This is a genomic window from Alienimonas californiensis (assembly GCF_007743815.1).
In the GTDB taxonomy this organism is placed as follows: Bacteria; Planctomycetota; Planctomycetia; order Planctomycetales; family Planctomycetaceae; genus Alienimonas; species Alienimonas californiensis.
This window is the reverse complement of sequence record NZ_CP036265.1, coordinates 3,082,280-3,094,968: the sequence shown is the minus strand read 5'-3', so window position 1 is coordinate 3,094,968 and position 12,689 is coordinate 3,082,280. Positions and strand designations below refer to the sequence as shown.

11 protein-coding genes are annotated in these 12,689 nt (G+C 70.5%); 10 read left to right on the top strand and 1 reads right to left on the bottom strand.

From position 1 onward, the window contains the following. The first annotated feature begins 81 nt into the window (after window positions 1–81). From CA12_RS12255 to CA12_RS12210, 10 genes are all read left to right on the top strand, one after another. Window positions 82–1,458 (top strand): beta-ketoacyl-[acyl-carrier-protein] synthase family protein, encoded by a 1,377-nt coding sequence (locus CA12_RS12255; protein ID WP_145359208.1) that lies wholly within the window; start codon window positions 82–84, stop codon window positions 1,456–1,458. Between the two features lie 99 nt (window positions 1,459–1,557). After that, window positions 1,558–3,084 carry a glutamate ligase domain-containing protein gene (locus CA12_RS12250; RefSeq protein ID WP_145359207.1) on the top strand — a complete coding sequence of 509 codons (1,527 nt, stop codon included), beginning with the start codon at window positions 1,558–1,560 and terminating at the stop codon, window positions 3,082–3,084. A gap of 31 nt (window positions 3,085–3,115) precedes the next feature. Further along, window positions 3,116–4,087 carry a UDP-N-acetylmuramate dehydrogenase gene (gene murB / locus CA12_RS12245; protein WP_145359206.1) on the top strand — a complete coding sequence of 324 codons (972 nt, stop codon included), beginning with the start codon at window positions 3,116–3,118 and terminating at the stop codon, window positions 4,085–4,087. Continuing rightward, window positions 4,084–5,253, top strand: coding sequence for a D-alanine--D-alanine ligase family protein (locus CA12_RS12240; protein WP_145359205.1), 1,170 nt, complete (start codon window positions 4,084–4,086; stop codon window positions 5,251–5,253). The genes murB and CA12_RS12240 overlap by 4 nt, the downstream gene beginning before the upstream one ends. A 455-nt stretch (window positions 5,254–5,708) precedes the next feature. Further along, a complete protein-coding gene (locus CA12_RS12235; RefSeq protein ID WP_145359204.1) occupies window positions 5,709–6,218 on the top strand; it encodes a hypothetical protein in 510 nt (169 codons plus the stop codon). Window positions 6,219–6,595: 377 nt separating this feature from the next. Continuing rightward, the gene (locus CA12_RS12230) at window positions 6,596–7,360 is read left to right on the top strand and encodes a ThuA domain-containing protein (RefSeq protein WP_165700716.1); all 765 of its coding nucleotides are present in this window, start codon (window positions 6,596–6,598) and stop codon (window positions 7,358–7,360) included. Window positions 7,361–7,434: 74 nt separating this feature from the next. Beyond that, window positions 7,435–8,478 carry a Gfo/Idh/MocA family protein gene (locus tag CA12_RS12225; RefSeq protein ID WP_145359203.1) on the top strand — a complete coding sequence of 348 codons (1,044 nt, stop codon included), beginning with the start codon at window positions 7,435–7,437 and terminating at the stop codon, window positions 8,476–8,478. A 4-nt stretch (window positions 8,479–8,482) separates the two neighbouring features. Continuing rightward, on the top strand, window positions 8,483–8,845 hold the full coding sequence (locus CA12_RS12220) for a hypothetical protein (RefSeq protein ID WP_145359202.1): 363 nt from the start codon (window positions 8,483–8,485) through the stop codon (window positions 8,843–8,845). Between the two features lie 106 nt (window positions 8,846–8,951). Further along, a complete protein-coding gene (locus CA12_RS12215) occupies window positions 8,952–10,097 on the top strand; it encodes a Gfo/Idh/MocA family protein (protein WP_145359201.1) in 1,146 nt (381 codons plus the stop codon). A 297-nt stretch (window positions 10,098–10,394) separates the two neighbouring features. Then, a complete protein-coding gene (locus CA12_RS12210) occupies window positions 10,395–11,951 on the top strand; it encodes a 2-isopropylmalate synthase (protein WP_145359200.1) in 1,557 nt (518 codons plus the stop codon). Window positions 11,952–12,049: 98 nt separating this feature from the next. Here the strand turns inward: CA12_RS12210 and CA12_RS12205 are convergent, their stop codons facing one another. After that, window positions 12,050–12,661: a DUF4112 domain-containing protein gene (locus CA12_RS12205; RefSeq protein WP_145359199.1), complete on the bottom strand. Its 612-nt coding sequence runs from the start codon at window positions 12,659–12,661 to the stop codon at window positions 12,050–12,052. Window positions 12,662–12,689: the final 28 nt, after the last annotated feature.

Sequence of the window (12,689 nt, the reverse complement as noted above, 5' to 3'; positions counted from 1 at the left end):
GACGGTCTACACCGTCCCCGGCTCCGCGTGCGGCCGAGGCTCGGTCGTGGGGCGCGGTCCGTCTCCGGCGAGCGGGACACCATGTCCAACCACAGTCATCCCCATTCGCGTTCACCCCGCCCCCTCGGGCGGCGTCCCCGGCTGGTCGCCAAGACCCGTCGCGCGGACGGCACGCCGCGGATCGTCGTCACCGGGGTGGGGGTCGTGTCGCCGGTCGGCATCGGCCGGGTCGCCTTCTGGGACGGCCTGTGCAACGGCCTGGGCGGCATCCACGCCGCCGCCCGGCCTGTGGGCGTAAGCGAAGAGGACTTCGGCGTCTCCGGCAGGTTGATCGCCGAGGTGACGGACTTTGATCCGAACACGCACCTCGCGGGCCGTCGCAAGCACTTCAAAACGATGAGCCGCGACGTCCAATTGGGCGTGCTGGCGGCGGATCTGGCCGCTGAGGACGCGGTGCTGTCCGCCGGCGCCGTGAACCCGGACCGGATCGGCGTGGTGTACGGCGCCGGCCGGATCGCCCCGGGGCCCTTGGCCTTGGTCGAGGGCGTCGCAGCCTGCATGCGGGCGGACGGCACGTTCAATCCGGACATCTGGGGCGAACTGGGCCTGCCGAGCGTCCCGCCGCTCTGGTTGCTGCGCCAACTCCCGAACATGCCGGCCTGCCACGTCTCCATCGCCCTGGACGCCCGCGGCCCGAACAACACCCTGACCTGCCAGGACGCCAGCGCGATTCTGGCCCTGGAAGAGGCTGCCCGGACGATCGCCCGCGGCGCCGCCGACGTGATGATCGCCGGGGCTTCCTCCAGCAACACGGACGCCTTCGACCTGGCCAAGATGCGGTCCGCCGGGGAGCTGTCCGCCCAGACGAACGACCCGGAGCACGCCCTGCGGCCCTTCGACGCCCGCCGTGACGGCACCGTCGCCGGCGAGGGCGCCGCGGTGTTCGTGCTGGAACGCTACGACCACGCGGTCCGCCGCGGGGCGGACATCTACTGCGAACTGCTCGGCGCCGCCTCCGCCAGCGGCGGCAAGCGGATCGATCAGGGCGCCGGCATCGTCAATGCCATGAAGTCGGCCCTGCACCGCGGCGGCATCGAGAAGGCGTCCGGTATCGGCCACATCAACGCCCACGGCAAGAGCACGCAGTGGGACGACCTGATCGAGAGCCGGGCCTATCACACCCTACTGGGCGACGACCTCGCCGGCGTGCCGGTCACGGCGCTGAAGAGCCACTTCGGCCACACCGACGCCGGCAGCGGCGCGATCGAACTGGCCGGCAGCGTGCTCGCCCTGCGGCACCGGCAGTTGCCGATGACGCTCGGCTTTGAAACGCCGGACCCGCTGTGCGGAATCGACGTGGTGCACGGCGGCCCGCTGTCGCTGAAGGGGACTTCCGCCGTCAGCGTGAACGCCACTAAAACCGGCCAGGCCGCCGCCGCGGTGTTGCAGGCGGTGTGACGTGAGCCCGGAGCGCAAGCTCCGGCCCTGCGTCGTGTTGCGGAAGAAGAACTCAGCCGCACGGCCGATGCTGGCGCATCGGGCTGGTAGAGTGCGGCGATGCTCGACCCGTTCACTCCCGGCCGCGTGTTTTGCGTCGGCACCGCGGGTAGTGGGGTGCGGGCGATGGCGGAGTTGCTGCACGGCTTCGGCTGGACCGTCGCCGGCACCGACCGTGGCAAACCGGATGTGCTGGCCCGCATGCGGGCGAAGGGGCTGGCCGTCACGCACGATTCCGGCGGTCGCAGCTGGGACGAGCGGCCGGACCTGCTCCTCTACTCCCCCGCCGTCCCGTCGACGGACGGCGCCCGACAGCGAGCCGCGGCGGAGGGCGTCCCGCAGGCGACGCACATCGACCTGCTGGCCGAGCTGACGAAGCGCCGGGAGACGATCGCCGTCGCCGGCACCCACGGCAAAAGCAGCACCGCAGCGCTATTGGTGCACCTCCTTCGCTGCTCCGGCCGCCGGGTGGCGGGGTTCGTGGGGGCGGAGCCGGTCGACCCGAACTACAGCTTCGCCGACCCGGACCCGGAGTTGCTGGTCGTCGAGGCCTGCGAATGGAATCGCCATTTTCTAAGGCTCTCGCCGACGCACGCGGTGATGACCGGGGTGGAGTTCGACCACCCGGACAGTTACCGGGACGCGGCGGAACTGGAAGCGGCGTTCGAGGAGTTCTGTCGGGAGATCCACAGCCGTGCCGTGCAGTTTTGGCAGGAGGACTGTTTCGCGTTTGGGGAGGCCCCCCGTTTTCTGCTGTATTCAAACGACTCCCCCGGCGCCCGCCGGGCGGCGAAGTCGTGCGGCGAAACGCTCGTTCGCGGGGAAGCGTACGGCGACTACGGCGAGGCTGGCGGGTACGAACCGGCGCCCGACGGCTCTGCAGTGACCATGCGTCTGTTTCTTCCGGAGCAGGGCGAGCCGCTCCGCTTTCCGGTCCCCCAGCACTCTCATCCGGACAACGTCGGGTTCGCAATCGCCGCGGCGGACTACTTCCTCCGCCGGACGGACGGGCTGTGGCGGCACCACTTGGTGAGCACACGGGATTTTCTGCGGGGCGACGTCTCCGCGGCGACTAACGGGGACCTCGTTGACCGCTTCACCGCCGCCCTGCGCTCCGCGCCGGCCCTTCGTCGTCGGTTCGAAACGCTGGGCGACTGGCACGGACGGACCGTGATCGACGACTACGCCCATCACCCCACCGCCCTGCGGGAGACGCGGGCCAAGGCGCAGCGGGCCGGCACGTCCGGCCGGGCGGCGGTCCTGTTTCAGCCGCACCAGCTCGCCCGCACCGAGGGACTGTTCATGAAGTTCGCCGGGGCGTTGAGCGGCTACGCCGCCGCCGCGGTCCTGCCGGTCTTCCCCGCCCGCGAAACCGCGAGCGGCGAGCAGTGCGCCGCTCTCTCGCGCCGGTTGGCGGAAGCGGCGGGGGCGACGTTTCTGCCCGACCTTGACGCTCTCCCCCGCTGGGCGGACGATTCGACCCGGCCGGGAGACGCCCTCGTGCTCGCCGGGGCCGGCGACATCGATCGCGCCCGCGACCTCCTTTTTCCCGGCGTCCCCGGCGCCCGCCCCTCCCCGGGCACCTGACCGCCCCGGGAACCTGACCGCTCTGCGCCGCATGAATCCCCCGGACGTTCCCGCCCCCGATCAGCCTGACGCCGAAGACGGTGCCGTCCAATCGTCCGCGGAGCCGCCGGCGGAGCCGTTCGCCGACGTGGACCTCGCCGGGGCCGTCGTCGTCACCGACGAACCGCTCGCCCCGAAAACCTGGCTGCGGGTCGGCGGGCCGGCTCAGCACTTCGCCGAACCGACCAGCCGCGAGCAGCTTCAGGCCCTCGTCGCCCGCTGTGCCGAGACCGGCACGAACTGCCGGCTGCTGGGCGGCGGGTCGAACCTGCTGGTGCGGGACGAGGGCGTCAGCGGCCTCGTCATCCGGCTGCCGAAGGAGCACTGGAGCGACCTGACGATCGATGCCGAGTCCGGCACGGTCACCGTCGACTGCGGCGCCCCGCTGTCGCACCTCGTCGCGGAGACGGTGAAGGCCGGGCTCGCCGGCCTGGAAACGCTGGTCGGCATCCCCGGCACCGTCGGCGGCGCCCTGCACGGCAACAGCGGCGGCCGGCACGCGGACGTCGGTTCGGTCTGCGAATCCGTCGAGGTGATGACCCGCTCCGGCGAGATCTTCACCCGCACCCGGGACGAACTCTCCTTCGGGTATCGCCGCAGCAGCCTGGACGAACTCTGCCTGCTGCGGGCCACGTTCACGCTGCGGCCGGCGGACCCGGACGCGCTGGCCGACCGGGCCCGCAAAACCTGGATCCTCAAGAAGAGCAGTCAGCCGCTCTCGCACCAGTCGGCCGGCTGCGTGTTCATGAACCCCCGCGGCCAGAGCGCCGGCGATCTGATCGAGCGGGCCGGGCTGAAGGGCACCCGCGTCGGCGGGGCGGAGGTCTCCGACCGGCACGGCAACTTCATCGTGACCGGCGAGGGCGCCCGCAGCGCCGACGTGCTGCGGCTGATCGACCTCTGCCGGGACACCGTGCTGCAACGCACTGGGGTGGAGCTCGAAACCGAACTTCGAATCTGGTGAGCGCCCCGGACCTCACCGACGCTCCGACCGCGGACTCCGCCGACGCCCCGACCGTGGACGCCCCGACCGTGGACGTGCAGACGGCGATCGTCGCCCGGTACGCCGCGGCCCTCGGCCTGACCCCGGAGGAACTGCGGCCCGGCGGCGTGACGGACGACCCGCTGCGGATCGCGGTCCTTTGCGGCGGGATGGGGCCGGAGCGGGAAATCAGCCTCGCCAGCGGTGCCGCGGTACAGGCGGCGTTGAAGGACCGCGGGCACGACGCCGTACGGCTGGAACTGCCGCAATCGCATGAGGACTGCGTCGACGCCCTGATGACGCTCGACCCGGTCCACGGCCCCTTCGCCACGGGGGAAAAAGCGGGCGGGGCGTTCGACGTCGCCTTCGTCGCGCTGCACGGGGCGTTCGGGGAGGACGGTCGCGTACAGACGGTGCTGGAACGGCTCGGGCTGCCGTACACCGGCAGCGGGATCTGGAGCAGCGTGCTGTCTTGGCGGAAGCGGCTGGCGAAGGCCCGCTGGGCGGAACTCGGTTTGCGGACGGCCCCCTGGGCGGAGCTGTACCGCGGCGGCTGGGACGAGGACGACGACGAGCCGCCGGAGGACTGCGGAAACTGGCCGCTGCCGTTCGTGATCAAGCCGGACGCCGGCGGTTCGAGCGTGGGGGTGACGCGGATCGATTCACTCGACGAACTGCGGGAGGCCGTCGCCGCGGCTCACGCCCATGACGAACTCGCCGTCGCGGAGCAGTACATCCCCGGGGAGGAATGGAGCGTGCCGGTGCTGGAGGGCGTCGCCCTGCCCCCGCTGCGGATCACCCCGCCGGGCGGGGCGGACGCGCTGTTCACCTACGCGGCGAAGTACGAGGACGGCGGCACCCGGATCGAGGCGCTTCCCGTCGGCCCGGAAGCCGGCGTCGCCGTGACCGGCGACCGGGCGGTCGCCGCCGCCGCGGCGAAGCTGGCGGTGAAGGCCGCGGAGGCGGTGTACGCCGAGGGCCTCTGCCGGGTCGACCTGCGGGTCGCTCCGGACGGGTCGCCCTGGCTGCTGGAGTTGAACGCGGTTCCGGGGTTCTCCGCGGCCAGCCTCGTCCCCCGCAGCGCGGCGGCGGCGGGCGTCTCCGCCGGGCTGCTGTACGAGCAGTGCTGCCGGCTGGCGCTGCGGTAACGCGGTCTCCTCCTATCCCTCGGGTGAGAGCGGCGTGGCGAGCACGTCGGCGCCGGGACGGGATCGATCTGCTCACGGGGCGCGCCTCCGGCGGGCGTGCGCGGCGGGATGAGGGGAAGCGCCCGATTTCGCAGGCGGTTCGAAGCGCACGCCCGGTACGACCGACACCAACCGGAGGACGCACCGGTCGCCCGCGGATCTGGGCGGAACCGGCGACAGGGGTCACAGTCTTCGGGGCGATCAGGTCGAAGTGAGGGGTGAACCTGCTCCGGTTCGCCAACCACCGCTCGCCGGCCCCAAGGGACTGACGAACGAACGACCCGCCACGCGGGCCGCCCCCCAGGGCGACCCACCGCCGAGCGACGCACGATTGCGTCGCCCGACGAGACGGCGGGACGGGACGGCGAGCCGTTTTCCCCTCCCGGTCTCAAGACGTCCCTAGAGGATTGTTCCCCATGAAGATGTTCTCCCTCGTCGCCGTCGCCGCCCTCTGTTGCTCCGGCAGCGTCGCGAACGCCGGCCTGTTCGGTCACGGCGACGCCAGCTGCGCCGCTCCCTGTGCGCCGACCTGTGCCGCCCCGGCCTACTCCACCTGCGACACCGGCTGCACCAGCTACGCCCCGTCGTACAACTACTGCTGCGAGAAGCCGAGCCTGTGCGAACGGCTCTTCGGCGGCGCGAAGAAGGGCTTCGGCCTCTTCGATTGCTTCAAGAAGGATGACTGCTGCTGCCAGCCGACCTACTGCGCCCCGACCTGCGCCGCCCCGTGCGGCGACGTCTGCGGCAACGGCTGCGGCGACGTCTGCGGCGCCGTGCCGACCTGTGCGGCCCCCTGTGCCTCCAGCTGCGGCGACTACGTTGCCCCCAGCTGTGCCGCTCCCTGCGGCGAAGGCTGCGGCGACGCCTGCGGCAACGGCGCCGGCTACGTCGCCCCGACCTGTGCGGCCCCCTGCGGCTGCAACTGAATCTGGTCCGTCCCTCCGGACGACTGGGTTGAGTCGAGTCTAAGAGGCGTGCGGAGCGACGAGTCGCCCCGCTGATTCGTCCAAGAATCGAACCGAACCTTAAGGCGACAACCAGAAGCGTCGACGTCGCGGAGCTCACCGCTCCCTTTCGCTGCGACAGGGTTCTTCGGACCTGAGGTCGGCCACAACTTGAACGTCCCCGCCGCGGCGGGCCGATCCCTCGGGGAACGGCCCGCCGCGGCTCTTTTCGTACGGGTTTTCATGCGAGGGTTTTGATCCGCCCCGCCCTTTCGCTTTCGCCGGAGCCTCGGCACACTCCGGCCGACCGCCCGCCGTGTTCACGGGGGGCTGACGCCCCCTCGCCCGCCGAGCCTGTGATGTCCGACCCGCTGCGGGTGACCGTCTGGAACGAGTTTCGCCACGAGCGCGAACGGGACGACGTAAAGGCCGTTTACCCCGACGGCATCCACGCCGAACTGGCCCGCGGCCTCGCCGCGCCGGACCTGAAAATCCGCACCGCGACTCTCGACGAACCCGAGCACGGCCTGACCGAAGCGGTCCTCGACGAGACGGACGTCCTCACCTGGTGGGGCCACATGGCCCACAAGGAGGTGAAGGACGAGATCGTCACCCGCGTGCAGGAGCGCGTGCTGGCCGGGATGGGCCTGGTCGTGCTGCACAGCGGGCACGAGGCGAAGATCTTTCAGCGACTGATGGGCACCACCTGTTCGCTGCTCTGGCGGGAAGCGGGAGAGCGGGAACTGCTCTGGAACCTCGCCCCGCACCATCCCGTCACGGCGGGCGTCGGCGACTGCATCGATCTGCCGGCCGCGGAGATGTACGGCGAACGCTTCGACATCCCGGAGCCGGAATCGCTGCTGTTCGTCAGCTGGTTCGCCGGCGGCAACGTCTTCCGCAGCGGAGCGACCTGGACCCGCGGCAACGGCCGGATCGTCTACTTCCGTCCCGGCCACGAAACTTATCCGATGTACCGCAACCCGCAGATCCTGCGGGTGATCGGCAACGCCGTCCGCTGGACCGCCCCCCGGGCCGCCGCCGCCGTGCCCAAGTCGAAGAACGACGCCCCCCGCATCGCGATCCCCGGCTACGAGCAGCCCGAGAAATACCGCACCGAGGGCTGACGCCTCCTCCCGCAGACTCAGGGGGCGGACGCCCCCCGCTCGCCTTTCCTCCCTTCAAACTTCGACCTGGCACCTTGAACCCCCTCCGCGTCGGCATCATCGGTCTCGGCATCGGCCGTAAGCACATCGAAGGCTACCGCACCCACCCGGGCTGCGAGGTCGTCGCCCTGTGCGATCTGGACGAGAACCGCCTGTCGAACCTGTCGGACGAGTTCCGGATCGCCGGCAAGTACCGCGATACCCAGGCGATGTACGCGGAGGCGAAGCTGGACGTCGTCTCCATCTGCACCCCCAACAGCCTGCACCGCCCGCTGGCCGAGGAGGCCTTCGCCCACGGCTGCCACGTGCTGTGCGAAAAGCCGATCGCCACCACCGCCGAGGACGGCGAGGCGATGCTGGCCGCCGCCGAGGCCGCCGGCAAACGGCTGGGCATCAACTTTTCGTTCCGTTTCACCGCCCAGGCGGCGGCGCTGAAGGCCCGCGTCGACGCCGGCGATCTGGGCGACATTTACTACGGCCGCACGGTCTGGACCCGCCGCCGCGGCGTGCCCGGCTGGGGCGGCTGGTTCGGCCAGAAGAAGCTGGCCGGCGGCGGCCCGCTGATCGACCTCGGCGTGCACCGCCTCGATCTGGCCCTCTGGCTGATGGGCTACCCGGAGCCGGAGTGGGTGCTGGGTCAGGCCTGGAACGGCATCACCGGCGACGCCGTCGCCGATACCGGCAATAAATTCGACGTGGAGGATTTCGCCGCCGGCACGATCCGCTTCAAAACCGGCCAAATGTTGAGCATTGAAGCCAGCTGGGCCGCCAATCAGCGGCAGAACGAGCGCATGGAGACCCGCCTGTTCGGCACCCGGGGCGGGCTGGTGCACGAGAACGTCGGCGAGGGCTACGATTTTCGAGCGGAACTGACCTGCGAACGGGCCGGCGCCCTCTGGGACGACCAGTTGCACGAACCGGCCCCGGTCCCGCACCCGTCGATGTGGGAGTTCATCGAAGCGATCCGCGAGGACAAACCCCACCCCGCCGACGGCCGCGAGGGCCTGACGGTGCAGTACCTCCTCGACGCCCTCTACGACAGCGCCGCCAGCGGCGAGCCGGTGAAGATCGGCGGGTGAGCGGATGCCGGAGCCGACGCCGGAGCCGACGCCGGAGCGAGAACTCAAACCCGGCGCCCTCACCGCGTGTCTCGGCGGGCCGCTGGGCGTGGTCACGCTGCCGTCCGGGATGATCGCCGGGCAGTTCCTCCTGGCGGGTGGGCCGGGCGGGCTCGATCCCGAGGACAGGATCACCGTCGTCGCCGTGCTGACGCTCGTCGGATTCGGCCTCGGCATCCCGCTGGGACTTGTCGGCGCCGCGGTCGCCCGGCGGGTGCGACGCTGCCGGCACGCGGAGTGGTCGGAGGATCGCACGTCGTTTGTCGGGCCGCACGTCGCCGGGGCGCTCTCGTCGGTGATCTGCTGCCCGGTCCTCGGCTTCGGCTGAAGAACCACGGGCGAGCGTTCCCGGGAGGAGGGTTCGGAAACGCCCCCGTGGGGCGAGATGCGGCGCCCGGTACGGTGCGAGCGTCCCGTCCGCCCGGAGCCGCCCGATGTCCACCCGCCGTCAGTTTCTCGCAACCTCCGCGGCGCTTTCCGCCGCCGCGTCGCTCTCCCCGCGGCTGTTCGCCGCCGGTGCTGAGGGGAAGAAAAAACTCGGCTACGCCCTCGTTGGGCTGGGGCGGCTGAGCACGGGGCAACTGGCCCCGGCGTTGCAGAAGACGGAGCACGCGAAGCTCGCCGCGGTCGTCTCCGGCACGCCGTCCAAGCGGGAGGAGTGGCGAAAGAAATACGACCTCGGCGAGCACGTCTACAGCTACGAGCAATTCGACCGCCTGTCGGACGACGACGCGGTGGACGTGATCTATATCGTCCTGCCGAACGGCCTGCACGCAGAATATACGATCCGCGGAGCCGAGACCGGCAAGCACGTCTTCTGCGAAAAGCCGATGGCGAACACCGCCGAGGAGTGCCGGCAGATGATCGCCGCCTGCGAGAAGGGCAAGGTGAAGCTGGGCATCGGCTACCGTTGCCAGTTCGAACCGCACCACCTGAGGGCGATGGAGGTCGTGCGTTCCGGCGGCGTCGGCGAGTTGCGGGGGCTCGGCGCCGGGTTCGGATTTAAAATGCCGGCCGACGCCGATCCCGACCAAAAGCTGCACTGGCGGCTCAATCGAAAACTCGCCGGCGGCGGGCCGCTGATGGACGTGGGCATCTACGCCCTCCAATTCTGCCGCTATATGACAGGCCGGGAGCCGGATTCCGTCACGGCCCAGACGACGCTGACGGACCCGGTGAAGTTCCGCCAGGTGGAGGAAACGCTCGGCTGGACGATGACGTTCCCCTCCGTCCTCGGCGACGACCTGCCGGAACCCCTGCGGGCCCAGGTGACGGCGAGCTGCGCGACCACCTACAACTTCAGCGGATTTAATCAGGGCGAAGCCTTCGGCCCCGACGGCTCCGTGCTCCTCAAGCCGGCCTACAGCTACACCGGCCTGGAGGGCTTTGTGAAGGGCGAGCCGATGAACCTCGACACGCCCGATCAATTCGCGATCGAGATCGACGCCTTCAGCCAAAGCGTGAAGGATAACAAGCCCTTCAAATGCCCCGGCGAGGAGGGCCTGCGGGACCTGCTGGCGATCGAGGCGATCTACAAGGCCGCGGAGACCGGGCGGCGCGTGGACGTGGCGAAGGTTTGAGCGTTCCTATAACGCAGAGGCCCCGCAGAGCCTCTGCGTTCGGAAGGAGGAAAGACCTTGACGGAACGCCCCCCCGGGTCCACACTCCCCCCGTGACCGTCGCCCGCCTTCCGCTCGCCCTCCTGCTACTCGCCCCCGCGGCGGGTCCGGGACGCGTGTGAAGTTCGGCCAGCGCCGTCACACTCCAAACCCCGGGGCCGCTCGCCCCGGGGTTTTTTCGTGGACTCGCCCCGGGGTCGGACCCTCACCTTTCCATCGCTCAGGGGGCTGACGCCCCCCGCACGCCTGCCTGAACTCATGTCCGACGACCGCGTTACCATTTTCGACACCACGCTGCGCGACGGGGAGCAATCTCCCGGGTGCAGCATGAACACCGACGAGAAGCTGCGCGTCGCCGAGGCCCTGTGCGACCTCGGCGTGGACGTGATCGAGGCCGGCTTTCCGGTCGCGAGCCCGGGGGACTTCGACGCCGTCAGCAAGATCGCCGAACGCTTCGGCGACCGGGCCACGATCTGCGGGCTGGCCCGCTGTCGAGACGGGGACATCGACGCCGCCGCGGACGCCGTCACCCGGGGCGAACGCGGCCGGGTGCACGTGTTCCTGGCCACCAGCGCCATCCACCGCGAGCACAAGCTGCGGATGAGCACGGAACAGATCGTCGAACGGGCCGTCGCCAGCGTGCAGCGGGCGAAGGAGCGGGTCGAGGACGTGGAGTTCAGCCCGGAGGACGCCTACCGCACCGAACGCGACTTCCTCTGCGAGGTCGTGGAGAAGGCGATCGACGCCGGGGCGACGACCGTCAATATCCCCGACACCGTCGGCTATGCCACGCCGCAGCAGTACTTCGACGTGATCAAGATGCTGAAGGAGAGCGTTCCGAATATCGACCGGGCCGTCATCTCCACCCACTGCCACGACGACCTGGGCATGGCCGTCGCCAACACCCTGGCCGGCCTGGAGGCCGGCGCCCGGCAGGTGGAATGCACGATCAACGGCATCGGCGAGCGGGCCGGGAACGCGGCTCTGGAGGAGATCGTGATGGCCCTGCGCACCCGCAGCGACCACTACGGGCTGACGACCGGCATCAACACCCGCAAGCTCTCGCCGGTCTCCCGGCTGGTCGGGGGGGTGACGGGTCAGGGCGTGCCGCGGAACAAGGCCGTCGTCGGCCGCAACGCCTTCGCCCACGCCAGCGGCATTCATCAGGACGGCATGCTGAAGAACCCAGCGACCTACGAAATCATGCGGCCGGAGGACGTCGGTTTCGTCGGCACCGACCTCGTCCTGGGCAAGCACAGCGGCCGGGCGGCGGTGAAGGCCCGGCTGACGGAGCTGGGCTACACGCCGGACGACGCGACTTTTGCGGAGGTGTTCGATCGGTTCATCGATCTGGCCGACCGCAAGAAAGAGGTCTTCGACGCCGACCTGGCCGCGTTGATGGACGCCAAGCTGTCCGGCAGCGGCTCGAACCGGGAACGGTGGACCATCAAGAGTCTGCACACCTCCAGCGGCACGACCGGCGTGCCGACCGCCACGTTGGAACTGATCGAAGCCCCGGCCGAGGAAGGCGGGGAGACGAAGATCCACCGCGACGCCGCCATCGGCGACGGGCCGATCGACGCCTGCTTCAACGCCCTGGAGCGCATCATCGGCATCGAGGGCCGGCTGGACGACTTCGTCGTGAAGAGCGTGACCCGCGGGAAGGACGCGTTGGGTCAGGTGGACGTTCGCCTGTACGCCGGCGGCCGCGACCGCCACGGCCGCGGGGTCTCCACGGACATCATCGAAGCCGGGGCCCGGGCCTTTTTGCAGGCCCTGAACCGAGCCGACGCCGACCGCCGTGATCCGGGCTGAATTTCACGGGTTCGCCGTCGCCGTTAGGCGGCGAGGGAGCAACTCTTCGCTCCGCGCCGCCTAGCGGCGGCGGCGAACCGGATCGCGTGGTAACTGCCTTACCGCAGCGCCCGGCGGTCGGCCGGCGGGTCGGCGAGGTGCTTTTCGATCAGGCGGAGGTTCTTGCGGTTCGCCTTGAAGATCACGTCGAAGGCGTCGCCGAGCCCGGGGACCGCCCCGCCGGCGAGGTCGATGCCGGCGTTGCCGCACATGCGGACCAGCGTCCGCTTCGGCACGCCCAGTTGATGGCCCTGGACGATGATCCAGACCGCCAGGGTGCCGGTGATCGCGTCGCCGGCGCCGGGGACGAGGCCGATCACGCTGTCCCAGCCGATCGGGTAGCCGACGCCGGGAATCTTCAGCGAGTTGTCGAGGAAGTCCGCGACCGCCCGGACCCGTCGCAGCCGGGCCTCCTCGCCGGGCGGCAGGCCGGGCGGGGAGGGATGCCGGCCCTCCTGCGTGCCGGTCGTGTTGAACGGGCCGCGACGGGCGTCCAGCAACTCGCCCCGCTGCCCTTCCCCGACATACGTCGTCGTCGCCGGCCGCCGCAGCCGGCGGACGAAGGCGACCGCGGCGATCAGCAGGATCGCGGCCCCCAGCCCCACGAGAGTCCACCACCCGCCGGGCAGCGAGAGGGACGGGAGGGTCGGGGAGGCGAGCCAGTCGGGCATGAGATCATTCTATCGCCCCCGAGGCCCC